This window comes from Microbacterium candidum, from assembly GCF_030315975.1.
Lineage (GTDB): Bacteria > Actinomycetota > Actinomycetes > Actinomycetales > Microbacteriaceae > Microbacterium > Microbacterium candidum.
Map to the genome: position 1 here is coordinate 1 of NZ_JASXSZ010000007.1, position 24745 is coordinate 24745.

The following is a 24745-nucleotide window of genomic DNA, read 5'->3' on the forward strand; positions in this document are numbered from 1 at the left end:
TCCCGGGCATGGGCGCCGCAGGCTGATCCCTCTCCTGGGCGGGCGGTGCCTCCCGGCACCGCCCGCCGTACCATCCGAACCAGAGCGAACCCGAGCGCACAGGAGCCGACGCCGATGACCGGACCCACCCTCGAGAAGCCGCCGGTCTCGCCGGCCGAGCGTGCGGCGCAGCGTCGCCAGAAGCGCGCCATCGCCTACGCCGAGGCCGCCTCTGCGGGCTGGAAGGTGTGGACCGCCAAGATCGTGATGCTGGGCATCATCGACGCCCTCGCCGTCTATGCGATCCTCGTGCTGGTCGGGCAGGGGCAGTGGCTCGTCCCGCTCATCATCGGCGTCGTCGGCGTCGCCATCAACGTCGTCTACCTGAAGCCCGGGCTCCTCCCGGCCAAATACCTGACGCCGGGACTCGTGTTCCTGTTCGTCTTCCAGATCTTCGTCGTCCTGTTCTCGGCATACATCGCCTTCACCAATTACGGAACCGGACACAACTCGACGAAAGAGGATGCGGTCAACGCGCTCCTCCTGCAGTCCCAGACCCGCGTGGACAACTCGCCGGTCTACCCGGTCTCGGTGCTCGAGCGCACGGGCGACTTCTTCCTCCTCGCCACCGACCCGAAGACCCACCAGGTCTACGTCGGCGGCAAGAACCGCCCGCTTGAGAAGGTCGAGCACCCGGACATGTCCGGCGGCACCGCGACCGGCGCCCCCGGCTACCGCACCCTGAACTTCAACGAGATCGTGCAGAACCAGGACGCCATCGCCGCCCTGTCTGTCCCGCTCACGAAGGATCCGAACGACGGGTACCTCAAGACCACCGACGGCACGAACGCCTACGTCTTCCTGTCGAACCTGAAGTGGGATCCGCAGGCGAACACGATGACCGACACGAAGACCGGCACCGTGTACTACGACAACGGCCACGGCTCCTTCCAGGCCAAAGACGGGCAGAAGCTCGAGGTCGGCTGGTCGGTCTGGGTGGGCTTCGAGAACTTCGTCCGCGCGTTCACGGATGCCTCGATCCGCGGTCCGTTCTTCGCGGTGCTCGCCTGGACGATCGTCTTCGCGTTCCTCTCGGTGGCGACGACCTTCATCCTCGGTCTGTTCCTCGCGATCGTCTTCAACGACCCCCGGATGAAGAGCAAGCGCTACTACCGGATCGTCATGATCCTCCCGTACGCGTTCCCCGCCTTCCTCTCCGCGCTGGTGTGGGCCGGTCTCTACAACACGGACTTCGGCTTCATCAACCAGGTGATCTTCGGCGGCGCCTCCATCCCATGGCTCACCGATCCATGGCTCGCGAAGTTCGCGATCCTCTTCACCAACCTGTGGCTCGGGTTCCCGTACATGTTCCTGGTGTGCACGGGCGCGCTGCAGTCGCTTCCGGAGGACGTCGTCGAGGCGGGCCGCATGGATGGCGCGAGCGTGTGGCAGATCTTCCGCCACCTGAAGTTCCCGCTTCTGCTCGTGGCCGTCGCGCCCCTGCTGATCTCGTCGTTCGCGTTCAACTTCAACAACTTCAACCTGATCTACATGCTGACCGGCGGCGGCCCTGCGTTCCCCAACGCGAGCATCAACGTCGGAGCGACCGACCTGCTGATCTCGATGGTCTACAAGGTCGCCTTCGTCGGATCGTCTCGCGACTACGGCCTGGCCAGCGCGTTCTCGATCATCATCTTCCTGCTCGTGGCGGCGATCTCCTGGGTGGGCTTCCGTCAGACCAAGGTGCTCGAGGAGCTGAACTGACATGAGCGACAACACGTCCGGCACGAAGACCACGGCCGACCTCGACGAACTCGCCGTCGGCGAGGTGGATGCGCGCTCGGTCGCCCTCGCCGGCGCTGAGGTCACGACCCGCGCCCTCGACGCGGGCACGCGCGGCACCGGCGCGCCTGCGCCGCGCCGTCCCTTCCCGCGCTATTTCCGCGAGACCGGATGGCGCCACATCATCGGCATCGTCATGCTCGTCTTCGCGGCGTTCCCGCTCGTGTACGTGCTGTCGGCCTCGCTGACGCCCGGCGGCACGCTGCTCAGCACAAACGGGCTGTTCTCGTCGGTGAGCTTCCAGAACTACATCGACCTGTTCAGCGATCCGGTGCGCCCCTACGCGAACTGGTACGTGAACACGCTCGTCATCGGGCTGTCCGCCGCCCTCGGCAGCGTGTTTCTGTGTGCGCTCGCGGCGTATTCCTTCTCGCGCATGCGCTTCAAGGGCCGTCGCGGTGGTCTGCTGACACTGCTCCTCGTGCAGATGTTCCCGCAGCTGCTCGCCGTGGTCTCGATCTTCCTGCTCATGTCGGCGATCGGCGACATCTTCCCGGCGCTGGGCCTCAACTCCCAGATCGGCCTGATCATGATCTACCTCGGCGGAGCGCTGGGCGCGAACACCTTCCTCATGTACGGGTTCTTCAACACGGTCCCGGCCGAGATCGACGAGGCCGCGAAGATCGACGGCGCCGGCCACGCGCGCATCTTCTTCACGATCATCCTGCGCCTCGTCGCCCCCATCCTCGCGGTCATCGGTCTGCTCGCCTTCATCGGCATCACGGGCGACTTCCTCATCGCGTCGACGGTGCTGATCGACCCGGACAAGCAGACCCTTGCCGTCGGCCTCTACCAGTACGTGTCGACGGACGCGAAGCAGTGGGGCGTGTTCTCCGCAGGCGCGGTGCTCGCCGCCATCCTGCCCGTCGCGCTCTTCCTCTCCCTGCAGCGCTACATCGTGGGCGGCCTCACGGCCGGCAGCGTCAAGTAGGGATGCGTCGGCTCCGAGCCGCGGCCGCGTTCGTCGCGGCCGCGGTGGTGCTCGCGGGGCTCGCAGGCTGCGCGGGCACGTCCGCTCAGCCGAAGGCGGCCGCATCCCACCCTCCTGTGATCGGGGGAGTCGGGGTCGAGATGTTCCAGCGCCCCTGGACGTCGATCGGCGCCGAGTGCGGTTCGACGCTCGGACCCGCGGGCTTCTCGTGGGTGCTGACCTCGCCGCCGCAGGAGCACATCACCGGTTCGCAGTGGTGGACGTCGTACCAGCCGGTCAGCTACGCCGTCGACTCGAAGCTCGGCACCGAGGAGCAGTTCGCCGACATGGTGACGGCGTGCAAGGCGGCCGGTGTGAGGGTCGTCGCCGACGCGGTCATCAACCACATGACGGCGCAGGGCGCGGGGACGGGCTTCGCGGGCACGGCGTTCACGAAGTACGCCTACCCCGGCCTGTACACGCCGAAGGACTTCCACCACTGCGCGCTGACGCCCGACGGCTCGATCCAGGACTACACGTCGCGTGCCCAGGTGCAGACGTGCGAACTCGTCGGGCTCGCCGATCTCGACACCGGCTCCGCGCACGTGCGCACGACGATCGCGGGATACCTGAAGCACCTCCTCGGGCTCGGGGTCGCCGGATTCCGCATCGATGCCGCCAAGCACATGGCGGCGAAGGATGTCGCGGCCATCGTGAAGCTCCTCCCCGCGGGCACGCCTGTCATCAGCGAGGTGATCCGCGGTTCGGGGGAGGCCGTGCAGCCCGAGGAGTACACCCGGATCGGGCAGGTCTTCGAGTTCCAGTACGCGCGCGAGCTCGGCCCGCAGCTGAAGGCCGGCGTGCTCATGGACCCCACTCGCATCGATGAGGTGCCCTCGAAGGATGCCGCCGTCTTCGTCGACAACCACGACACGGAACGCGGGGATGCCTCGGTCACCTACCGCGACGGCTCGCTCTACCTCATGGCGAACGCGCTCATGCTCGCAGACGACTACGGGACGCCCGTCATCTACTCGGGCTACGCCTTCTCGGATCCGGATGCGGGTGCCCCGCAGGGTCCCGACGGCCGGGTGATCGGCTGGGACTGCGCCGGCACCACCGCGCCGAAGGCGACCTACGCCGACGGCGAGGGCGTCTGCACGGAGGCCTGGAAGTCGATCGCGGGGATGATCGAGTGGCGCACCGCGGCCGCATCCGCTCCGCGTGAGCCCGGCGTATCGCAGGGCGCCGCGTACGGGTTCGAGCGGAAGGGCAAGGCGGTGATCGCCGCGAACCCGGGCTCGAAGCCGGAGACGCTGAGCGTGCCGACCTCCCTGAAGGACGGCGCCTATTGCGATGTCATCGCCGATGGGCCCAGCATGAAGGGGTGCGCGGGCGGTGCGACCGTCCTCGTGTCGGACGGCATGGCGAGGTTCGAACTGGATGCGGGGCAGACCGCCGCGATCCACATCGGCGCCGAGCCGCACAACTGAACAACAACTCAAGGGCTCTGTCATGGCGTTCGGCCGTGCAACCACGTCGAAACGATTCTCGAAGGAGCCCTGATATGCCTCTTGTGCCGCACCACGACAGCTCTCCGCTGCACGTCTCGACGCAGCATCCCTCGCTCGGCGACGACGTGCGAGTGCGCCTGCGCGTTCCCGACGGATACGGTCCTGTCACGCACGTGATGGTCCGCTCCAACCCCGACCACGAGCCGCGCTGGTCGGAGGCTGCGCGCATCGGGCATGCCGACGGCTGGGAGTGGTGGGAGGCGACGATCACGATCGCGAACCCCCGCCACGGCTACCGCTGGCACCTCGTGCTCGCCGACGGCACGCAGGCCGCTCTCGGGCAGGGCGGCCTTACGACGCTCGAGCCCCTCGACGGCTTCGACTTCGCGCTCGTCGCGGGCAACGAGCCGCCGGCCTGGATGAATGACGCGGTGCTGTACCAGATCTTCCCGGACCGCTTCGCGCGCTCTGCGGCCGCCGATGACCGGCCCGTGCCGGACTGGGCGATCCCTGTCACGTGGGACACCCCCGTCGACCCCGAGGCGCCGGGCCGCAGCGGCCAGCTCTACGGGGGAGACCTCGACGGCATCGCCCTGCACCTCGACCACATCGACGGCCTCGGCGTCTCCGTCGTGTACCACACGCCGATCTTCCCGGCGGAGTCGAACCATCGCTACGACGCATCGAGCTTCGATCTCATCGACCCGCTCCTCGGCGGGGATGCCGCCTATCTCCGGCTGATCGAGGCGCTGCACGCGCGCGGCATCCGGATCATGGGCGATCTGACGTCGAACCACTCGGGCTCCGCGCACGAGTGGTTCCGCGCGGCCTACGGGAACCCCGGCGCGGCGGAGGGCGATTTCTACTACTTCACGGATGCTGCGCACACGGAGTACGAGTCGTGGCTCGGCGTACCGAGTCTCCCGAAGTTCGACTGGCGGTCGCAGGAGCTGCGGCGCCGGTTCATCGAGGGGCCCGACTCGGTGGTCGCGAAGTGGCTCGCGGAGCCCTACGGCATCGACGGCTGGCGCATCGACGTCGCCAACATGACCGCGCGCCTCGGCGGCGAGGACCTCAACGCGGAGGTGCGGCAGATCCTCCGCCGCACGATGGTGGAGACGAACCCCGACACGCTCCTGCTCGCCGAGTCGACCAACGACGCCGCGAGCGACCTGCAGGGCGACGCTTGGCACGGCGCCATGACCTACCCCGCGTTCACGCGCGGGCTGTGGGCCTGGCTCGGCGATCCGGATGCGGCGAACGAGTGGTTCTTCGGCATCCCGACCGGCCGGCCGCGCTACACGGCTCGTGAGTTCGCCGATCAGCTCGATCGGTTCACCGGCCAGATCCCGTGGCGTGTGCGCCTCGGGAGCATGCTGCCGCTCGACACCCACGACACCGCGCGGTTTGCGACGATCGCGGGCGACGGCACCATCCCGCTTGCGGTGGGGCTGTCGATGGCCCTCCCCGGCATCCCCGTCGTCTTCGCGGGCGACGAGTTCGGGCTCACTGGCGTCGATGGCGAGATGAGCCGCACTCCGATCCCGTGGCATCGCGTCGACGAGCCGTCCGTGGCGGGCCGCATCGACCTCTATCGACAGCTCATCGGCCTGCGCCGGGGGAGCGCTGCCCTCCGCGAGGGCGGATTCCGCTGGCTGCACGTCGACGACGACACGATCGTCTTCGTCCGGGAGTCCGCCGCCGAGTCCGTCCTCGTCGTCGCCTCGCGCGGCGACGTCGACCTCGCGCTGGACGCGCCGCTGCTCGATGCGACGGATGCCGAAGCCCTCTTCGGCGACGCGACGCTCGCGGTCGCGGGTGACGGATCGGCGGACATCGCCGCCGACGGCCCGGTGTTCGCGATGTGGCGTCTCGCCGGGGTGACCGCGCCCTCCGTTCCTGCTCCGGCCGCCGCCTCCGTCGACCAGGACGCCACGGTCGCGGAGGACGACCGATGACGGTGGATGCTGCGCGCTTCGAAGCCCTCTCGGCCGGCCTCGCGGACGGCGTGCGCGGGCACGACGACCTCATCGGTCTCGTGCTGCTCGGATCGGCGTCGGACGAGGCATCCGCCCGCCGAGACGAGTGGTCGGATCACGATTTCTTCGCGCTCATCGAGGAGGGTCGGGGCACCGCAGTGCGCCCCGACCTGTCGTGGCTGCCCGACCAGGACGGGCTGGTGCTCACCGCCCGCGAGGGCGAGATCGGCTTCGTCGCGGCGTACGACGACGGGCACGTCTTCGAGTTCGCGTTCTCCGAGGTGGGCGAGCTCTCCGGGGCGGTGGCGGGCGATGCGACCGTCGTCGTCGACGACGAGCACGGCACCACCGCGCGACTGCTGTCCGAGTCACGGGCGCGGGCCGCAGCATCCGACTCGTTCGATCCCGCGAACGACACGCGACTCGTCCTCGTGAAGCTCCTCATCGGCGTCGGCCGCGTGCGGCGGGGCGAGGTGCTGAACGGTCAGGCGTTCATCCGCCAGTGGGCCGTGCAGCTGCTGGTCCGGGCGATCCGCGGGCGGTTCCCGCAGGGGTCGACGACGGCGCGCGACACGATCGATCCGGTTCGCCGCTTCGAGACCGACTTCCCGGTCGAGGCTGCGCGGATCGCGCAGGCGCTGGATCGACCGGCAGAAGAGGCGGCTCGCAGCCTGTTCGCACTCACCAGGGGTCTGCTCGAACAGGGGTGGGACGACTTCCCGTCGCGCGCCGCCGATGCGGTCGCGGATCGGCTGGGCTGGACCCGCGACGGGAGCGCCTTCATAGACTGAACGTCATGCGTCCGATGTCGGAAGAGCAGCTGCGGGCTGCATTCGTGAATGCGGGGCCCGACGACCTGCGCGTGATGGCCCTGCCCCACGACTTCGTCCTGACGGATTGGGACCATCTCGACTTCCTCGCGTGGCGGGATCCGCAGACGCGCGGCCGCGGGTATCTCATCGCCGAACACGGGGGCGGACCGGCCGGCGTCGTGCTGCGCGCCGCCAATGGCTCGTCGCACGCGAGAGCAGCGATGTGCAACCTCTGCCACACGATGCAGCCTGCCGACCAGGTGTCGCTGTACACGGCGCGCCTGGCGGGGGATGCCGGCGACCGCGGCGACAGCGTCGGCACGTACATGTGCGCCGACCTGTCGTGCCACGAGAACGTGCGGCTCGCGGCGCCCCTGGCGCCGAGCGAGGTGCGCGCGAGCGTGGACCGCCGCATCGACGGCACCCGTCACCGCGCCGAGGCATTCGTCGAATCGGTGATCGCGTGAGCGCGACCCACAGCGTCCCGCCGGCGCGGGCGGTCGTCGTCGGCGACGCCCTCATCGACGAGCTGCGCGACGACCGCGGCGTGCGCGAGCTCGTCGGCGGCGCGGCGCTCAACGTCGCGGTCGGGCTCCGGCGGCTCGGCGTGCCGACGACCCTCATCGCGATGGTCGGCGACGACGAGGCGGGCTCGCACATCCGCTCCTACCTCGCCGACCACGGGGTCGAGCTCCTCGCATCGCCCTCGCCCCGCGGGTCGGCGCGCGCGGTCAGCACGCGCACCGACGGCGGCGAGCCCGCCTACGTGTTCAATCCGGCGGCGCAGGGCCGACGCATCCGCTTCGGCGAGGCGGAGCGCGATGCGCTCGCGGTGGCTCCCCTCGTCGTGGTGAGCTCGTGGCCCTTCGAGGACGCGGAGCAGACGGACGAGCTGCTGGACGCCGTCGGTGTGGGACTCCTCGCGATCGACCCGAATCCGCGTCCGGGGCTCCTCAGCGACGCGGCCGGATTCCTGCGCGGATTCGAGACCGCTGCCGGGCGGGCACGGCTCGTCAAGGTCGGCGAGGATGACGCGCGGCTGCTGTACGGGCGTCCGCTCGACGAGGTCCGATCGCGCATCGCGGCGCTCGGCGTGCCGATCGTCGTGGCGACGGCGGGCTCCGCGGGGGCGTCGGTCACATGGTCCGGCGAGGTCGCGTCGCGGGGGATCTCGGCGCTGCCGGGCCGCATCGTCGACACGATGGGCGCCGGAGACGCCGTGCTCGCGGTGCTGTCGGACGCGCTGCTGGAAGGCGACGGCGACTGGGCCGCGGCCCTCCAGAAGGCGATGGATGCGGCGGCCGCGACGTGCCGCTTCGAGGGCGGTCTGCTGCGCCTTCCCACGGCGCTCGAGCCCCGCTCGCACGACGGCTCGTAGGCGCTGGGCCGTCGCCGTCCGACTCGCCCGCCGAACGAGCGGAGTCGATTCGACGGGCGGAGTGCGTCTCGCCCCGCGGAGGGTGACTCCCATCATCGAATCGACTCCCTTCGTCGGGTACGGCCGTCGATTTCGGGGAGCGCGGGTTGGCGGGTAATATGGACACTCGCGCCTCTGGTCGACTGTACAAGCCGGGCGGGTGCGCCTGGCGAGTTACCCAAGTGGCCAAAGGGATCTGACTGTAAATCAGCCGTCTACGACTTCGGGGGTTCGAATCCCTCACTCGCCACCCATCGAAAAGCCCCGGTCCGCCGGGGCTTTGTCGTTTCCGCGACGAATGACCCCCCGGGCGCGTCCGGTGCGCATCCTGACACCTGGCATCCATCCACAGAAGCTCATACACCGCGTCGCGGACACCCTGGAGGTGTCAGGATGGCAGAGCGGGCGTCGGGTCCGCGGACGGAGGACGACGTGAACGAGCAGCTGTCGCCGGCGGAGGCCGCCGCATCCCGATCCCACCTCTTGCGGACCGCGATCTGGGTGGTCATCGGGGCGCTCATCGCCGCGGCGCTCGTGTGCGTCATCTGGGTGCTCTTCGGCACGCAGACCGATCTCATCGGCCGGGCGTTCCTCACGATCCTGCTGCTCGTCGGCTTCGCCGCCGTCTCGATCATGGACGTGCATCTCGCATCCCGCCGCCCGGTGTGGTTCGCGCTGACGAGCCTCGCCGTCTGGATCGTCACCCTCCTGATCGGCGCGTTCATGATCTGGATGCCGGGATCCACGTGGGTCATGCCGGCCCGGGTGGTGTCGTATCTCGCGATCATCCTGGTGCTGCAGCTGGCGCTCCTGCACCTCCGGCTCTACTGGAAGGCGCACGAGCAGCGTCCGACGCTGTTCACCTCGATCGTAACGTACGTCACGATCGGGCTCGTCGGCATCCTCGCGATCCTTCTCGTCCTGCCGCTGATCACGTACGAATGGATCGAGTACAGCGACCTCTACTGGCGGTTCGTCGTCGCCGTCACGATCCTCGCGGCGCTCGGCACGGCACTCGTGCCGCTCGTGAACATGCTCTTCACGCCGCGCAAGCCGCGTCCGCCGAAGCCGCTGCCCTGGCCGACCTACGCGGACGGCCGCACTCCGCTGCCGGTGCTCCCCGACGGGCAGCCCGACTTCCAGGCGTACTACACGGGCCGGCCCACCTATGCACAGCCGGTGCCGCCGGCCTCCTACGCCCAGCCGGCGCCCCCTGCCGCCTATGCCCAGCCGGCGCCCCCTGCTCCCTACATGCAGTCCGCCCCGGTGCCCGGTCAGCCGCCGGTGGCGCCGCCCCCGGGGCAGCCGCCGATCCCCGGTCAGCCGGTTCCGCCGACCGAGCCGCCGGTGCAGCCGCCGGTGCAGCCCCCCGTGCCGCCGGCCCAGCCGCCGGTCGGCCCCACGCCGCCGCAGGCCTGACGCGGCGCGTCCGCCCTACGGTGAGCAGCGGCGTCGGAATCAGGAGCCGAGGAGCTCGAGCGCGGCCATCGCTGCGTTGTGGCCCCCGATGCCGCTCACCGCGCCGCCGCGACGCGCACCCGACCCGCACACGAGGATCGACTCGTGCGCCGTCGCGACGCCCCAGCGGCCCGCGGGCGTCGACAGGTCGTCCGCATCCTCCGCCCATGGCCACGACAGCGCGCCGTGAAAGATGTCGCCGCCCGACAGCGCGAGGCTCTCCTCGAGGTCGGCGGTCGTGCGGGCTTCGATGCACGGCGTCCCGTCCGGCGCGAGGTACACGCAGTCTGCGATCGGCTCGGCGAGCACCGAATCGAGCGAGGCCTGCGCCGCCTCGAGGAGCGCTGCCCGCATCGCGTCGTTGTCCTGCCCGTCGACGAGGCGGTGCGGCACCTGCAGCCCGAACAGCGTGAGCGTCTGTGCGCCGGACGCCTGCAGCTCCGGGGAGAGGATCGTCGGGTCGCTCAGCGTGTGGCAGTAGATCTCGGCGGGAAGGGGATGCGGGATGCCTCCGCCCTCGGCCGCGCGGTACGCATCGTCGAGCTGCGTCATCGTCTCGTTCACGTGGAACGTCCCGGCGAACGCCGCGCGCGGCGAGACGGTCTCGTCGTGCAGGCGCGGGAGGCGGCTGAGCAGCATGTTGATCTTCACCTGCGCTCCTTCGGCGCGCCGGACCTCGACGTCGGCGCCGCCTGCGCGCAGGAGCTCGGCGAGCACGGCGGGCCCGACACCGCTGAGCACGAGCCGCCCGCGCAGCGTCTCCCCGGTCGCGAGCGCGACCTCTCCGTCAGGAGTCACCGACACGGCCGCCGTGCCGGTGCGGATATCGGCTCCGGCCGCGCGCGCCGCGCGCTCGAGCTCAGCGCTCACGTGGCCCATGCCGCCGACCGGGATGTCCCAGTCGCCGGTTCCGCCCCCGATGACGTGATAGAGGAAGCAGCGGTTCTGGGCGAGCGAGCGGTCGTCCGCGGTCGCGAACGTGCCGATGAGGCCGTCGGTCAGGGCGATGCCGCGCGCGATGTCGGTCTCGAAGGCGTCGCGCAGCATCCCGCCGAGCGGCCGCTCGACGAGCTCGTCCCAGACGTCTCCGAAGACCGGACGCACGTCGGACGCGCGACGCAGGGGCTCGACCATCGTGGGGAACAGTCCGCGGGCCATCGGCGCCAGTCGGTCGTAGAAGGCGTCGAACCGGCCGGCTTCGGTGGCGGACCCGGTGGCGCGGAGGAAGGATGCGGCGGTGGCCGCAGCATCCTCACGATCCACGAGGATGCCGCGTGACGGGTCCCCAGGGACCGGCGTATAGGAGGAGTAGCGCCGGCGCTGCAGCGCGATGTTGAGCCCCAGATCGGCGACGATGCGGTGGGGGAGGAGGCTCACGAGGTACGAGTACCGCGAGAGGTCGGCGTCGACGCCCGCCCACGGGCGCTCGGAGACCGCCGCCCCGCCGACATGGTCGAGCCGCTCCACGACGGCGACGGTGCGGCCGGCGCTGCCGAGGTAGGCGGCGGCGACGAGGGCGTTGTGGCCCCCGCCGACGATGACGATGTCGTGGGTCGCGGGACCGTTCATGCTGCGCTGCATCCCTCCACGCTAATGGCGGCGCGCGGCTACGTTTGACGCATGACCGCCGCATCCGACCTGCACGATCTCGCCGTCGACATCGCGTGCGAAGCCGGCCAGCTCGCCCATCGCCGCCGCAGCGAGGGCGTGCACGTCGCCGCGACGAAGACCGCGCTCGCGGACATCGTCACCGACGCCGATCGCGAGGTCGAGGCGCTCATCCGCACGCGTCTGTCGGCGGAGCGTCCCGATGACGGCTTCCTCGGCGAGGAGTCGGGCGCCGAGCGGGGCACGTCCGGCATCACGTGGGTCGTCGACCCCATCGACGGGACGGTCAATTACGCGTACGGCATCCCGTCGTACGCGGTGAGCATCGCGGCGGTCGAAGGCGACCCGGACCCGAGCGCCTGGACTGCGCTCGCCGGCATCGTGTTCAACCCCTCGTCCGGTGAACTGTTCCACGCGACGAGGGATGCGGGCGCCTGGCTCGGCGCGGAACGGCTCGCCGTCAACGCTGAGCCGTCGCCGGCGGGTGCGCTGCTCGCCACTGGCTTCGGGTACGACCCCGCGACCCATGCCCCCAACCTCGAGCGCATCTCGCGCGTGATGCCCATCGCTCGAGATCTCCGGCGCATCGGCGCCGCATCCCTCGACCTCGCGTTCGTCGCGGCGGGTCGTCTCGACGGCTACTTCGAGCGGGGGCTGAATCCGTGGGATCACGCGGCCGGTGCGCTCCTCGTCGAAGAAGCGGGTGGACGGGTCGGCGGCGCGCCGCACGGTCGGCCGGGGAAGAGGATGACGGTCGCCGCCGGGGCCGTGCTGTACGACGCGATCGTGGCGCAGCTCGGCGCGGACGCGCGCGACGAAGACGGATGAGAGCTCCTTAACAAATCCGGCGTGTCGGCGTGCGTCCATGGCATTCACAGACGTCGCGGAGTATGGTTTACCCATTCGTTACTTTCGCCGCCCGAACGGCGGAGGTTGTGAAAACCCCCCTTTGCCCGACCGTTGCCTCCCCCCGCGACACGATCTGAGAGCCTGCTTGACGATTGTCTTCTGACGCGCCCTTGACCGAGCCCGCGCCCACGCGGCGCTCGCGTCGACCCTCCGCTGTGCCTGACCAGGCATCGACGGAGGCCGGGGGCTCGCGTGCGGAGACGCGCCGGCGGTCGGCGGATGCCGCGCCCCAGCGCCCCGCGGTCGTGTGGGGCCGCGCGGCGGAGACGCCACGGGCGACCGACACGGTCGCGATCTCGACAGCAGCGATCGAGGCCGAGACCGTCGCGATCGAGCGTCCGGTCACGGCCGAGCACACGACGACCGCCACCGAGCGGACGAATCTCATCGAGAGCGCACCGCAGACCACCCGCCGGACTCGCAGCACTGCGAGGGCCGGCGTTTCGACTTCCGGGGATGTCGCGGATGTCGCGGCACCGTCCGCTCACGTTGCACCTGCGACGGCCGCGCACGCCGCGCCGGCGAAGCACGCGGCGCCGCCGTCGCGCTCCGACAGTCGCCGTGCCCGTACGGCCGAGGTCGAGGTTCCGAAGATCGTGCGCGCGAGCGTCGTGCCTGCGGCATCCGCCCCCACGGTCGCCGCCCCGGCTCCCGAGCCCGTCGTGGAGCTCCGCCAGGTCATCACGACGTCGCCCATCCGCCTTCCGGAGCCCGCCGCGCTCGCCGCCACGCCGTCGATCTCGGCGCTTCCCGTCGTCGAGGTGCCGAAGCGCAGCCGCGTCCGCCCCGTCACGGAGCCGGTTTCCGAGCAGCCCGTCGCCGGTGCGGCGTCCGCTCCGGCCGTGGAGACGAGCACCGCGTCCGAGCCGGTCCTCGTTGCGGGGGCCAGCACCGCGGCGGAGCCGGCTGTCCACATCGAGGAGCCGGCCCGCACCGTCCCCGCTTTCCTCGCACCCGAGCCCGTCATGGCGGAGCCGGTCGTCGAGGCGGGTGCGTCGTTCACCGCGCCCCGCGACGCTGCTCCGCATGTCGAGCCGGCATCGCAGCCGCGCGCCCAGCAGCGTCCGCGTACCGAGCCGGTCGTCGACGAGTTCGAGGCGGCCGCTCGGCTCTTCTCCTTCACGGGCGAGACGCCGATTCAGCAGCCGGCGCAGGAGCAGGCCGAGCCGGAGCCCGCTGCGGGACACAAGCACCACAAGCACAAGGCCCCCCGCAAGGCACGTGCGCCGAAGACCGGCGCCCGGCGCGCGGCGACCGCATCCTTCTCGATCGGGGTCATGGGGATCGTCGGTCTCCTCACCGTCGGAATGACGACTCCTGCTGAGGCCGTCGCGGCCGCGACAGGTTCGGTGGACACCAGCGCCAAGACCGTCCTCGCTTCGAGTGATGCCACGGGCGGCGGGGACAGCGCCATCCAGACGTACATGGCCCCGGAGCAGGCTCAGGCCGGCGCGCTCGACCGTTCGGTCGACTACTCGGCGGTCACCGCCGCGCAGGCGGGCCAGGACGCAGGCATCAAGAACGTCTCCAGCGCGTACTTTACCAACGACCCGAACTCGCCGATCCAGTGGCCCTTCGCCGTCGGCTGCACGATCAGCTGGGGCTTCGGTCCGCGTCCGGGCGAGTTCCACGAGGGCGTCGACTTCACGCCCGGCGCCGGTGCCCACATCCAGGCGATCGCCGACGGCGTCGTGCGCGTCTCGACCGACAACGGCGGCGGTTACGGCGTGATGATCATCATCGATCACATCATCGACGGCAAGCTCATCTCCAGCCGCTACGGCCACATGCAGTACGGTTCGCGACAGGTCCAGGTGGGCGACCACGTGCACGTCGGCGAGTACATCGGACGCACCGGCAACACCGGTCACTCGTTCGGTGCGCACACGCACCTCGAGATCCTCGTGAACGGCACGACGCCGATCGACCCGATCCCGTGGCTGCGTGCTCACGTCAAGTGAGCGGCCACAGGTCTGGTAGTCTTTCCTAGTTGCCCGCGCGCGGGCGGCACGCCCCGATAGCTCAGTGGCAGAGCACTTCCATGGTAAGGAAGGGGTCGTCAGTTCAATCCTGACTCGGGGCTCGCAGCATCCATCATCAGACGGATGCCTCGCGGCAGGGTAGCTCAGTTGGTGAGAGCGCACGACTCATAATCGTGAGGTCGCGGGTTCAAGCCCCGCTCCTGCTACAGATCGAATACCCCCGGATTTCCGGGGGTTTTCTGTTGGTTCGCGAAAGCTTGCTATCCGACACGTCCGGCGCCCAGCAGAGCCCAGCGGGGTTACGTTGGCCACGTGAACGAGGACGAGAAGGCCGCCATCCTGGCGGCCCTGCGGCGCATGTTCGAGGAGAACATCTTCCCGTACGGGCTCGCTGCCGAGTCCCTCGCGCGAGGTGCAGCGCGTGAGAAAGCCGAAGCCGAGTATTGGAACCAGTTCCTGCCGGGTCACTCCGGACCCTCCGCAACCGTGGAGGTCGAGCCACCCGGAAGAACGGGTCTTCGCATCCGATACGCCCCACAGCCCCAGGGCGACCTCGACGCCGGTGAAATCGTGCGTACCTGGGTGCCGTCGGGCACGGAGGGCCGCGGCGCGTACGATTCGGTTCTCGTCATCGGGCAGGACAGCGACGGCCGGCTTCTCTCGGTGCTCCTCAGCAGGACCTCGCACACAGGTGATCATCGCTACTTCCCGATCGGTGCAGGGCCGAAGGACGCACACGGCCGGTTCTCCTGGGTCGACCTCGACCACTTCTTCGCCATCAGCGACCAGGGTGTGCACCGGACGGGGTTCACGATCGACCGCGATCATTTCATCCGCGTAGCGGACGAGCTCTACGGGCGGTACGCCTGGCCGATGGAGGACTGAATCGGCCTGCACCTCGATGGCGTGATGGCACGCATCCCACGACGCGACGTCATGCCGAGAGGATGGGCACGCTCCTGCCGATCAGGCGAACAGTTCGTCGAACGCATCCATGCGCACGCGCGGTACAGTGGCGACCCGCTCGATCGCGGGCTCCGGGGCAATTGCGGCGGTGCTGACGGAGTCCATCAGAGCGCGCGCGGACTCGGTCAGGAACCGGCTGGGCTTGGCGGCCACGTGCTTGGCCATGAAGGCCGTCGGGTGCGTGGGCAGCTGCGAGGGCACGTAGACATCGAGCGCGTCGCGAGCGCGCGTGAGCGCGACGTAGAACAGGCGCTCCTCCTCGGACAGGCCGGCGGGGGAGGAGAGAGCCATATCCGAGGGCATCGCGCCGTCGTTCGCACGCAGGAGGTGCACCGTGTCCCACTCCAGGCCCTTCGCGGAGTGGATCGTGGACAGCGTCAGCCAATCCTCATCGAGGTGCGGCTGCTTCGCCCAGTCGCCGGCGACGTTCACCGGGTCGATCGCCTGTTCGCTCACGAACGTGCGCAGATCGCTGTGCTGGGCGGCGGCACCCGCAATGCCGTCGACCTCGGTCACGCGGCGGTGCCAGTCCGGGTAGTGCGCGCGGAGCAGCGGATCCACCGCGCCGCGGCACGCCTCGACCAGCTCTGGGACCGCAGTGGCGGCATCGACGGCGCCCAGCAAGGACAGCGTGGAGGCGAGCCCGGTGCGCGCCTTCGGCGGAGCCGCCGCGATCGCGTCGGACGCGCGATCGATGCCGCCGTCCGCGAGGATCCCGGCGAGTCCTCGCGCACTCGCTTTGCCGATCGCGCGGTGCCGGGTGAGCAGGCGATACCAGGACACCTCGTCGGCCGGATTGAGCACGACCCGGAAGCTCGCCAGCAGATCGCGCACATGAGAGGTCTCCAGGTAGCCGATCCCGCCGAACTTGTGGAACGGGATGCCTCGCACCTTGAGCTCGACCTCGAGCTGCGCGCTGTGGGAGCCGGTGCGCATCAGCACAGCCTGCGCGCGCAGCGGCGTTCCGTCGAGGTGCGCGGCGAGGACCCGGTCCGCGATCGTGCGCGCCTCGTCGTCGGCGTTGCGGCAGGTGACCAGCGTCGGACGCGCGCCCTGTTGCGGACGGTCGGCGACGAGACGCAGCTTCAGCTCGCCCGGGCGCACCTCGTTGGCGAGGTCGAGGATCGGCTGCGTGGAGCGGAAGTTGCGCTCGAGTCGCACGAGCGTGGCGTCGGGGTACGCCTCGATGACATCGAGGAGATGCCCGGCACTTGCCCCACGGAATGCGTAGATCGCCTGCGCGTCGTCACCGACGACGGTGAGTCCGCGCCCGTCGGGGCTGAGCCCGCGCACGATGTCGACCTGCAGCTGGTTGACGTCCTGATACTCGTCGACGAGCACCCAGTCCCAGCGCGCCCGCAGTCGCGCCCCGACATCCGGATCCGCCACGAGCGCGCGCCAGGCGATGAGCAGATCGTCCAGGTCGAGGAGCCCGCGCTCCCGCTTGCGGTCGCGGTAATGACGCAGGAGGCCGGCGATCGCGTCGGCCTGCTCGAGCGCCCAGGGGAACTGCTCTTCGATGACCCTGCGGGCTGGTGTCGCGGTGTTGATCGCGCGGGACGCGATATCGGCGATAGCGCGGGTCGTGGGCAGGCGCACCTCGGTGCCGTCGAGCCCGTGCTCGGCGCGCAGCAGATCGATCAGGTCGATGACGTCGTCGGGATCGATGACCGTCACGTCTTCCAGACCCAGGTGCTGTGCGTGCTCGGCGACGATGCGGTGCGCGACGGCGTGGAACGTGCCGCCGGCGATGCGCTGTGCGGCCTGCGCGTCGCCGCAGAGGGCTGCGGCACGAGAGAGCATCGCGGATGCCGCACGCCGGGTGAAGGTCAGCAGCAGGATCCGCTCGGGCACGACTCCCGCCTCGAGCAGCCGGGCGACCCGTGCGGTGAGCACCCGCGTCTTGCCCGTGCCGGCCCCCGCGGCGACCACGAGGGGCCCCTCGCCGTGCTCGACGGCCTGAAGCTGTGCCGGATCCAGCCCGACGAGCGCATCGCTTACTGCCACGGAGGTGACGGTAACCGGAGCCTCCGACATCGGCATGCGAATCGGCCCTCGCATCCGGTTGTGGATACGAGGGCCGAGAACGCCGTCAGATCGCGGCTGGCGAACATGTCACAGCACGCGCGACAGGAACGCCTTCGTGCGCTCCTCCTGCGGGTTGCCGAGGACATCACGCGGCTTGCCTGCCTCGACGATGCGTCCCTTGTCCATGAAGACGAGGGAGTCGCCGACCTCGCGCGCGAAGCCCATCTCGTGGGTCACGACGATCATGGTCATGCCGTCGCGTGCGAGCTGCTTCATCACCTCGAGCACCTCGCCGACGAGCTCCGGATCGAGGGCCGAGGTGGGCTCGTCGAACAGCATCAGCTTCGGGTCCATCGCGAGGGCGCGGGCGATCGCGACCCGCTGCTGCTGCCCACCCGACAGCTGAGCCGGATACGCGTCCAGCTTGTCGGCGAGGCCGACCCGCTCGAGCAGCTCCGCGCCACGGGCCCGTGCGGCATCCTTCGAGACCTTCTTCACCTTGACCGGCGCGAGCATCACGTTCTCGAGTGCGGTGCGGTGCCCGAACAGATTGAAGCGCTGGAAGACCATGCCGACATTGCGGCGCTGGCGGGATGCCTCACGGGGCGGGATCTCGTGGAGCCGACCGCCGCGCTCGACGTAGCCGACGAGTTCGCCGTCGACCGAGAGCCTGCCGCCGTTGATCTGCTCGAGGTGGTTGATGCAGCGGAGGAAGGTCGATTTGCCCGATCCTGACGGGCCGATGATGCAGGCGACCTCGCCCTCGTTGACGGACATCGTGATGCCGTCGAGCACCTGCAGCTGCCCGAAGCGCTTGCGGACGTTCTCCGCGACCATGAGCGGCGTGGCGGCCATGCCCGCTCCTTCCGGTGAGGGGGAGTGCTGTGCGAGTTCGGTGTCGGTCATCGGTTCGTCAGACTCACGTTCGCGCTGCCACGTCCGTAGTGGCGCTCGAGGTAGTACTGGCCGATCATGAGGATCGACGTGATCGCGAGGTACCACGTGGATGCGACGAGCAGCATCGGCACCGGGTTGAACGTCTCGATCGACAGGTCGCGGGCGCGACTGTAGAGGTCGAGCGTGAACGGAACCGCCGTGACCAGCGAGGTGGTCTTCAGCATCGAGATCACCTCGTTGCCCGCGGGCGGGATGATGACGCGCATGGCCTGCGGAAGCACGACCTGGTTCAGCGTCTGCGTCCACGACAGGCCGAGCGCGGTGGCCGCCTCGGTCTGTCCGCGGTCGACGCTGCTGATGCCGGCGCGCACGATTTCCGCGAGGTACGCGGCTTCGTTGAGTCCCAGGCCCACGATGGAGAGGACGAAGACGTTCTGCAGCCACTGCGAGCTGTCGATCGAGAAGAAGACCGGACCGCCGAACGGGATGCCGATGTCGACGTGCCGGTAGATCGTCGACAGCAGGCCCCAGAAGACGAGCTGAACGTACACCGGGGTTCCGCGGAAGATCCAGATGTAGCCCCACGCGACCGCGTTCAGCACCCGGTTGGGGGACAGACGCATGATCGCGAGGACCACGCCGAGCACGAGGCCGAGGATCATCGAGAGGACGGTGAGCGTGATCGTCACCAGGGCGGCCTGGCTGATGCGCTCGTCGAACAGGTACGCGAAGTACGTGTTCCACTGGTAGGCGTCGTTCGTCGCGGCGCCGTAGATGAAGACCGCGAGCGCAGCGATCAGGATGACCGCGGCCGCGACCCTGCCGGGGTGCCGCAGCGGGACGGCCTTGATCTCGTCCGGGGCCTGCGTGCTCGGCCTGGCAAGGACGTCAGTTGGCTGCGCCATTGACCATCACCTTCTTGACGGCGCCCGCCTGGACGCCCCACTCGTCGAGGATCTGCGCGTAGGTGCCGTCGTCGATCAGCGACTGCGTGGCCGCAGCGACGGCGTCCCGGAGCGAGCTGTTGCTCTTGGCGACCGCGGCGCCGAACGGGGCGGACTCCATGATCGAGCCGGTCAGCTGCAGCTTGTCGCCGGTCTGCTTGACGGCGTACTGGGTGACGGGCGAGTCCGCCGACATCGCGTCGGCCCGACCGAGGACGACCGCGTTCGTGATGTCGGTCTGGGTGTCGAGCTTCAGCTTGTTGATGGCCGCCTTGCCGGCTGCCACGCACGCTGCGCTCTTCGCGGGGATCTCGTCAGTCTCCTGATAGGTGCCGGTGCCGACCGCGACGGTGAGTCCGCACGCGTTCATCGGATCGATGTTCTTGCCCTTGAGCGAGGCCCACTGCACGCCGGCGGTGTAGTAGTCGACGAAGTCGACGACCTTCTCGCGCTCCTGGTTGTCGGTGAACGACGCCCAGCCGATGTCGTACTTGCCGCCCTGGAGCCCGGGAAGGATGTTGTCGAACTGCGAGTCGTGGAAGTTCGGCTTGAGTCCGAGCTTCTCGGAGATCGCGGTCGCGAGCGCGATGCCCCATCCGGTGGGGGCGCCGTTCGGGTCCTTGAACTCGTCGGGTGCGTAGGTGAGGTTGGTGCCGATCTCCAGCGTGCCGGCAGAGCGGATGGCCGCGGGCAGCAGTGCCTGAGCCTTGCTGTCGACCGTCACGTGCGCGGCCATGGGCGACTTCTCGGCGGCCGGCGTCTTCGGCTGGTTGTGGACGCATCCGGTCAGCGCGAGGACGCTGACAGCGAGGACGGATGCGGTGACGATTGTCTTTTTCACGAGGACTCCTGGGTGTGGGTTGTTCACGCCGACTCGGGGTGGGCCGCCAGCTCGGCTTCGAGCAGGTCGGTCCTTTCCGGCGTGAGGATCTGGTGGGTGCGGATGAAATCGAGGACGGCGGTGTCGGAGGCCACTCCGGCGCGGGCGCCGGTCATCGTGACCGCACGGGCCGCGGCGGCGTTCGCGAACGTCGCGGCCGCGCTGGCATCGCCGGTGCGGCCGATCGCGTACAGATACGAGGCGCCGAACGTGTCTCCGGCCCCTGTCACGTCGACGACGTCGACGGAGACACCGGGAACGTGGATGTGGCCGGCGGCCGTGTGGATGTCGCATCCCTCCGCTCCGCGCGTCACGATGACGGTCGACGTTCCATCGCTGAGAACGGCCGCGATGGTATCGGCCTCGGATCGGCCGGCGGCGAGGCGCCCGAAACCGACGTTGTTGACGAACAGGATGTCGACGCACCGGAGGAGACTCTCGTCGCCGGGCTGGAGCTCACCGACGTCGAGGTCGAGGACGACCTGCACCCCGGCGGCGCGTGCGCGTTCGAGGACGCCGACGGCGTCGGACTCGCCGTGTCGGAGCATCCGCATGTCGCCGATCGCTGTGTACAGGAACCGCGATCCGAGCAGCGCGTCGACGGCGTCGTCGTCGAGCCGGATGCGCTCGAGCCCCGTCTCCGGGGCGAGGACGGTGTGGTCGTCGCCCGTCAGGACGATGATGCACTTCGAGTCCCCGAGCGCGTCGTCACGCATGACGTGCCGGGTGTCCACGCCCTGGGCCTCCAGGTCCGAGAGCAGGGTGGCTGTGGTCGCGCCGGCGTTCATCGTCCAGCAGAATCGAGCCCGACCGCCCAGGGCCGCGTACACGGCCGCGGCGTTCGCGATCATCCCGCCGGGCAGGTTCGCGATCGGCTGCAGGATCGCCTTGGTCCCGTGCGCGGGCCACGACGCCGTGCGGTAGTACTCATCGAGCGCGACATCGCCGATGAAGAAGGCGGCCTCACCCGACATGATCGCGCTCCACGCCCGAATCGATCGAGACGGGCCCCTCGTCGAGTTCCACCCATGCGGTCTCCACCGATTCGTCGACCTCGGCGAACCAGTAGTACGCGGCGGGCGCCGTGGCGCCCAGGCACGGGGCGTGCCACACCCCGGGATCGAGGACGATGCCTTCGCCCGGCAGGATGAGCAGCGCACGGAGGTCCGAGGTGCGCGGCGCCCGTCCGGCCGGAGCGATCGGGAGGACCACCGGGTCTCCTGCGCAGAAGAGCGCCTCCGCGGTGTAGAGATGGCGTTCCATGCGTGTCACCTCGCCGGGCGCAGCAGAGACCGACGTCATCCCGAGGTGGCCGGTCCCGTCCAGGAGCGGCTCCGACGTGTAACGGTCGGTGAAGCCGGGACCCTCGCTGAAGACGGCGCCGGCGCTATCCTGCGCGAGGTCGAACGCCCGTCCGACACCGGTGAGATCTGCCCGGCCGAGAGGTTCTGCCACAACTGTCCGGTTCGTCATGATGCCCCCTCGACGACTGATGCGACGTCGTTGCGGACGCGTGCGAAGGCTGCCACGAGCTCGGCCGCGTGCTGGGGGTCGACGTCGCCGTTGTCCGTGTGGGTGTCTTTGAGGTAGCTGCCGACGATCGCCCCGTCCGTCGAAGCGAGCTGCTCCGCGGCGTTGTCCACCGTGACGCCGGCGCCGACGATCAACGGGAAGCCGGCGGGGAGCAGGCGCCGGAACTCCGCGATCTTCTCGCCGTCGGTCTGCACTCCTGTGCCGCTGCCGGTCACCACGACCGCGTCGCAGCGGTCCGTTGCGAGCGTGAGATCCACGTCGAGAGGGTTGCCGGAGAGGTACGGCTGGTACTTGAACCGCACGCCGCCGAGCAGCACCGCATTCGTGCGGCCTCGTTCCTCCGCCAGCCACGACGCGAACTCCGCGTCCGCGGCTGCGGGCAGGTGCCCCGCCACCGAATCCAGCTGGAGGAACGAAGCGTCGTACTCGCGGGCGAGCTCGAAGCCGCGGGCATCCTGATCCAACGCGTTGACGCCGTAGGTGATGGGATCGGGCCGGGACGCCAGGTGGGCGAGGACCCGTTCCATGTCGGAGACGCCGCCGAAGTAGTTCTCGACGATCACCGCGTCAACGCCCGCCTCGACCAGGATGTCGATCTCGGCCACGGCGCGAGCGAGCCGGTCGTCGGGGTCTTCGCCCTTCAGATGCAGCATCGCGAGAAGCGGCTTGCTGCGGAAGACGGCGTCGAAGGTTCGGCGGATGGTCGGGGCGGTCACGTCTGGTCTCCAGGAAGATCGGTGATGGCGGTGGTCAGGGTGAACTCGGTGCGCGACGAGTAGACGATCTTGAGGCGTTCGATCTCGATGTCGTCCTGGTCGAAGGCGCTGCCCTCGGCCACGAGCAGACCGCGCGGCCCGGAGTGCTCCTCGAGCAGTTCGAGCTCGGCCGCGGACGGCATCTGGCTGCTCAGGGCGACACGTGTGCGCCGGGGGAACGTCTGGTACTCCTCCCGGAAGACGCGGTAGAGCGATTCGTCCTCGAAGTCGACGGCGTCGATGCCGGAGAACCGAGCGAGATCGATCCAGGAGGTGTCCAACGAGAGGAACGTCGTCTCCGTGGCCGACGCGATCCCACGCAGCCGCACGAGCTCGAAGACGTCGCGTCCCTCGGTGCGCACGGTTCGCGTCGATACGACGCGCGAGACCGCCTTCTCGGCACGCCCGCGCAGACTGTCCGTGAGGCTGCCGAAGTTCAGGATGCTGTGCCGGATCGGCTGGAGCTCCACGAAGCATCCCTTGCCGTGCACGCGTCGCACGAGGCCCTCATTCACGAGCACGTCGACCGCCTTGCGAACCGTCCCGCGTGTCGTGCTGAACGACTTCATCAACTGATGCTCCGACGGGATCATCGCTCCGCTCGGGTAGTCCCCATCGAGGATCTGCGCCCGCAGCTGGCGGCTGACGTGGACGTACAGGGGAGTGAAATCGGCATCCGACATCAGGCTCGCTCCTTCGATAGCTTGTCCACTCGTGTGTACAAGTTGACGGTAGTCGACGGCGGCCGCATCGTCAAACGAGCGTCGCTGTATCGCGCGGGCGGACGAGCCACTAGAGTCCCCGGCATGGGGGAGGACGTCCCGGCACAGGAATTCACCCGCGCGGACCGCACGCGTCATCGCGAGAAAGTGCGGCGCAACCTCGACGTGTTCGCGAAGATGCTGCGCGAGGCGCGCTTCGACACCGATGACCCGATGACGGGCCTCGAAGTCGAGCTGAACCTCGTCGACGAGCGCGGCGATCCGGCCCTCAAGAACGCGGAGGCGCTCGAGGCGATCGCGGATGCGGCGTTCCAGACCGAGCTCGGGCAGTTCAACATCGAGATCAACGTCCCTCCCGCGAAGCTGCGCGAAGGGGGCCTGACCACCTTCGAGGAAGGGCTGCGGCGCAGCCTCAACGACGCGGAGGCCCGGTCGGCGACGGTCGGCGCGCACCTCGTGATGATCGGCATCCTCCCGACCCTCGCCGACGGCCACCTGCGGCCGGACAGCATCAGCGCGAACCCGCGCTACCGGCTCCTCAGCGAGCAAGTGCTCCACGCGCGCGGCGAGGACATCGCGATCTCGATCCGCGGGCCGGAACGGCTCGTGACGACGGCAGAGTCGATCCTGCCGGAGGCCGCCTGCACGAGCACGCAGCTGCACCTGCAGACCTCGCCCGACTCGTTCGCGGCCTACTGGAACGCCTCGCAGGCGATCGCGGGCGCGCAGGTCGCGGTGTCGGCCAACGCGCCCTATCTGCTGGGCAAGGAGCTGTGGCGGGAGACCCGCATCCCCCTGTTCGAACAGGCCACCGACACCCGCAGTGAGGAGCTGAAGGCACAGGGCGTGCGACCGCGCGTGTGGTTCGGCGAGCGTTGGATCACCTCCGTGTTCGACCTGTTCGAGGAGAACGTCCGGTACTTCCCGGCGCTCCTGCCGATCGTCGGCGACGAGGACCCGATGGTGGTGTACAAGGCAGGCGGCATCCCCTCCCTCGCGGAGCTGCGGCTGCACAACGGCACGGTGTACCGCTGGAACCGGCCGATCTACGACATCGCCGGCGGGGTCCCTCACCTGCGCGTCGAGAACCGGCTGCTCGCGGCCGGTCCCACCGTCGTGGACATCATGGCCAACGCCGCCTTCTACTTCGGGCTCGTCCGCACGATCGCGGACGACGACCGGCCGCTCTGGTCGCAGCTGTCGTTCCACGCGGCCGAGGACAATTTCCACACCGCAGCCCGTGACGGCATCGATGCGCAGCTCTTCTGGCCGGGAGTCGGGCAGGTGCCGGCCACGGAGCTCGTGCTGCGGCGCCTGCTGCCGATGGCGCGCGAGGGTCTCGCAGGGTGGGGGGTCGAGGCATCGGTCGCCGACCGCCTGCTCGGCGTCATCGAAGGACGCTGCCTGACCGGCGTCACGGGGGCGACGTGGTTCACCGGCAGGATGCATCGCCGCGCCGACATGGACCGCTACGACGCCTTGCGCGCGACCCTGCTCGAGTACCGCGAGGCGATGCACACGAACGAGCCCGTGCACACGTGGGACTGAGCCGCACCGGTTGTTGATGAAGGACGGGTTGTCCTGACGCCCCAGCGGGTCTAACGTTCCGA

Annotated in this window: 21 protein-coding genes and 3 tRNA genes; 15 read left to right on the forward strand and 9 right to left on the reverse strand. The window is 69.5% G+C overall.

Going from position 1 to position 24745, the window contains the following annotated elements; translation table 11 throughout:
- The first annotated feature begins 114 nt into the window (after positions 1–114).
- From QSV35_RS18115 to QSV35_RS18155, 9 genes are all read left to right on the forward strand, one after another.
- Positions 115–1743, forward strand: a complete 1629-nt coding sequence (locus tag QSV35_RS18115; RefSeq protein WP_286290301.1) for an ABC transporter permease subunit — start codon at positions 115–117, stop codon at positions 1741–1743.
- 1 nt (position 1744) lies between these two features.
- Positions 1745–2752, forward strand: coding sequence for a sugar ABC transporter permease (locus QSV35_RS18120; protein WP_286290302.1), 1008 nt, complete (start codon positions 1745–1747; stop codon positions 2750–2752).
- Between the two features lie 2 nt (positions 2753–2754).
- The gene (locus QSV35_RS18125) at positions 2755–4224 is read left to right on the forward strand and encodes an alpha-amylase (RefSeq protein ID WP_286290303.1); all 1470 of its coding nucleotides are present in this window, start codon (positions 2755–2757) and stop codon (positions 4222–4224) included.
- Between the two features lie 74 nt (positions 4225–4298).
- On the forward strand, positions 4299–6203 hold the full coding sequence (locus QSV35_RS18130) for a glycoside hydrolase family 13 protein (RefSeq protein ID WP_286290305.1): 1905 nt from the start codon (positions 4299–4301) through the stop codon (positions 6201–6203).
- On the forward strand, positions 6200–7015 hold the full coding sequence (locus QSV35_RS18135; protein WP_286290307.1) for a hypothetical protein: 816 nt from the start codon (positions 6200–6202) through the stop codon (positions 7013–7015). The genes QSV35_RS18130 and QSV35_RS18135 overlap by 4 nt, the downstream gene beginning before the upstream one ends.
- A 5-nt stretch (positions 7016–7020) precedes the next feature.
- Complete coding sequence (locus tag QSV35_RS18140) at positions 7021–7503, forward strand: FBP domain-containing protein (protein WP_286290309.1); 483 nt, start codon at positions 7021–7023, stop codon at positions 7501–7503.
- The gene (locus QSV35_RS18145; RefSeq protein ID WP_286290311.1) at positions 7500–8414 is read left to right on the forward strand and encodes a carbohydrate kinase family protein; all 915 of its coding nucleotides are present in this window, start codon (positions 7500–7502) and stop codon (positions 8412–8414) included. The genes QSV35_RS18140 and QSV35_RS18145 overlap by 4 nt, the downstream gene beginning before the upstream one ends.
- Before the next feature lie 207 nt (positions 8415–8621).
- Positions 8622–8703, forward strand: a tRNA-Tyr gene (locus QSV35_RS18150).
- A gap of 143 nt (positions 8704–8846) precedes the next feature.
- Positions 8847–9872 (forward strand): hypothetical protein, encoded by a 1026-nt coding sequence (locus QSV35_RS18155; protein WP_286290313.1) that lies wholly within the window; start codon positions 8847–8849, stop codon positions 9870–9872.
- 39 nt (positions 9873–9911) lie between these two features.
- On the opposite strand, the gene QSV35_RS18160 is transcribed toward QSV35_RS18155, so the two are convergent.
- Complete coding sequence (locus QSV35_RS18160; RefSeq protein ID WP_286290314.1) at positions 9912–11492, reverse strand: phytoene desaturase family protein; 1581 nt, start codon at positions 11490–11492, stop codon at positions 9912–9914.
- A gap of 39 nt (positions 11493–11531) precedes the next feature.
- On the opposite strand from QSV35_RS18160, the gene QSV35_RS18165 reads away from it, so the two are divergent.
- The 5 genes from QSV35_RS18165 (at position 11532) to QSV35_RS18185 (ending at position 15295) form a co-directional block, all read left to right on the forward strand.
- The gene (locus QSV35_RS18165) at positions 11532–12347 is read left to right on the forward strand and encodes an inositol monophosphatase family protein (protein ID WP_286290316.1); all 816 of its coding nucleotides are present in this window, start codon (positions 11532–11534) and stop codon (positions 12345–12347) included.
- A 236-nt stretch (positions 12348–12583) separates the two neighbouring features.
- Positions 12584–14389, forward strand: a complete 1806-nt coding sequence (locus tag QSV35_RS18170) for a M23 family metallopeptidase (RefSeq protein ID WP_286290318.1) — start codon at positions 12584–12586, stop codon at positions 14387–14389.
- Between the two features lie 50 nt (positions 14390–14439).
- Positions 14440–14511: transfer RNA gene (locus QSV35_RS18175), tRNA-Thr, on the forward strand.
- A gap of 31 nt (positions 14512–14542) precedes the next feature.
- Positions 14543–14616: transfer RNA gene (locus QSV35_RS18180), tRNA-Met, on the forward strand.
- 106 nt (positions 14617–14722) lie between these two features.
- Positions 14723–15295: a type II toxin-antitoxin system PemK/MazF family toxin gene (locus QSV35_RS18185; protein WP_286290320.1), complete on the forward strand. Its 573-nt coding sequence runs from the start codon at positions 14723–14725 to the stop codon at positions 15293–15295.
- Between the two features lie 81 nt (positions 15296–15376).
- Here QSV35_RS18185 and QSV35_RS18190 read toward each other — a convergent pair whose 3' ends face one another.
- From QSV35_RS18190 to QSV35_RS18225, 8 genes are all read right to left on the reverse strand, one after another.
- Positions 15377–17383: an ATP-dependent helicase gene (locus tag QSV35_RS18190; RefSeq protein WP_286290321.1), complete on the reverse strand. Its 2007-nt coding sequence runs from the start codon at positions 17381–17383 to the stop codon at positions 15377–15379.
- A gap of 108 nt (positions 17384–17491) precedes the next feature.
- On the reverse strand, positions 17492–18310 hold the full coding sequence (locus QSV35_RS18195; protein ID WP_474099350.1) for an amino acid ABC transporter ATP-binding protein: 819 nt from the start codon (positions 18308–18310) through the stop codon (positions 17492–17494).
- Positions 18307–19206 (reverse strand): amino acid ABC transporter permease, encoded by a 900-nt coding sequence (locus tag QSV35_RS18200; protein WP_286290324.1) that lies wholly within the window; start codon positions 19204–19206, stop codon positions 18307–18309. The genes QSV35_RS18195 and QSV35_RS18200 overlap by 4 nt, the downstream gene beginning before the upstream one ends.
- Positions 19190–20086, reverse strand: coding sequence for an ABC transporter substrate-binding protein (locus QSV35_RS18205; protein ID WP_286290326.1), 897 nt, complete (start codon positions 20084–20086; stop codon positions 19190–19192). The genes QSV35_RS18200 and QSV35_RS18205 overlap by 17 nt, the downstream gene beginning before the upstream one ends.
- A 23-nt stretch (positions 20087–20109) precedes the next feature.
- Positions 20110–21099, reverse strand: coding sequence for a carbohydrate kinase family protein (locus QSV35_RS18210; RefSeq protein ID WP_286290328.1), 990 nt, complete (start codon positions 21097–21099; stop codon positions 20110–20112).
- On the reverse strand, positions 21089–21598 hold the full coding sequence (locus tag QSV35_RS18215) for an ureidoglycolate lyase (protein ID WP_286290331.1): 510 nt from the start codon (positions 21596–21598) through the stop codon (positions 21089–21091). The genes QSV35_RS18210 and QSV35_RS18215 overlap by 11 nt, the downstream gene beginning before the upstream one ends.
- A complete protein-coding gene (locus QSV35_RS18220) occupies positions 21595–22374 on the reverse strand; it encodes a BtpA/SgcQ family protein (protein ID WP_286290333.1) in 780 nt (259 codons plus the stop codon). Before QSV35_RS18220 ends, QSV35_RS18215 begins: the two co-directional genes overlap by 4 nt.
- A complete protein-coding gene (locus QSV35_RS18225; protein ID WP_286290335.1) occupies positions 22371–23096 on the reverse strand; it encodes a GntR family transcriptional regulator in 726 nt (241 codons plus the stop codon). Before QSV35_RS18225 ends, QSV35_RS18220 begins: the two co-directional genes overlap by 4 nt.
- Positions 23097–23219: 123 nt before the next feature.
- Here QSV35_RS18225 and QSV35_RS18230 point away from each other — a divergent pair, with 123 nt between their 5' ends.
- Positions 23220–24683, forward strand: a complete 1464-nt coding sequence (locus QSV35_RS18230; RefSeq protein ID WP_286290337.1) for a glutamate-cysteine ligase family protein — start codon at positions 23220–23222, stop codon at positions 24681–24683.
- Positions 24684–24745 lie beyond the last annotated feature (62 nt).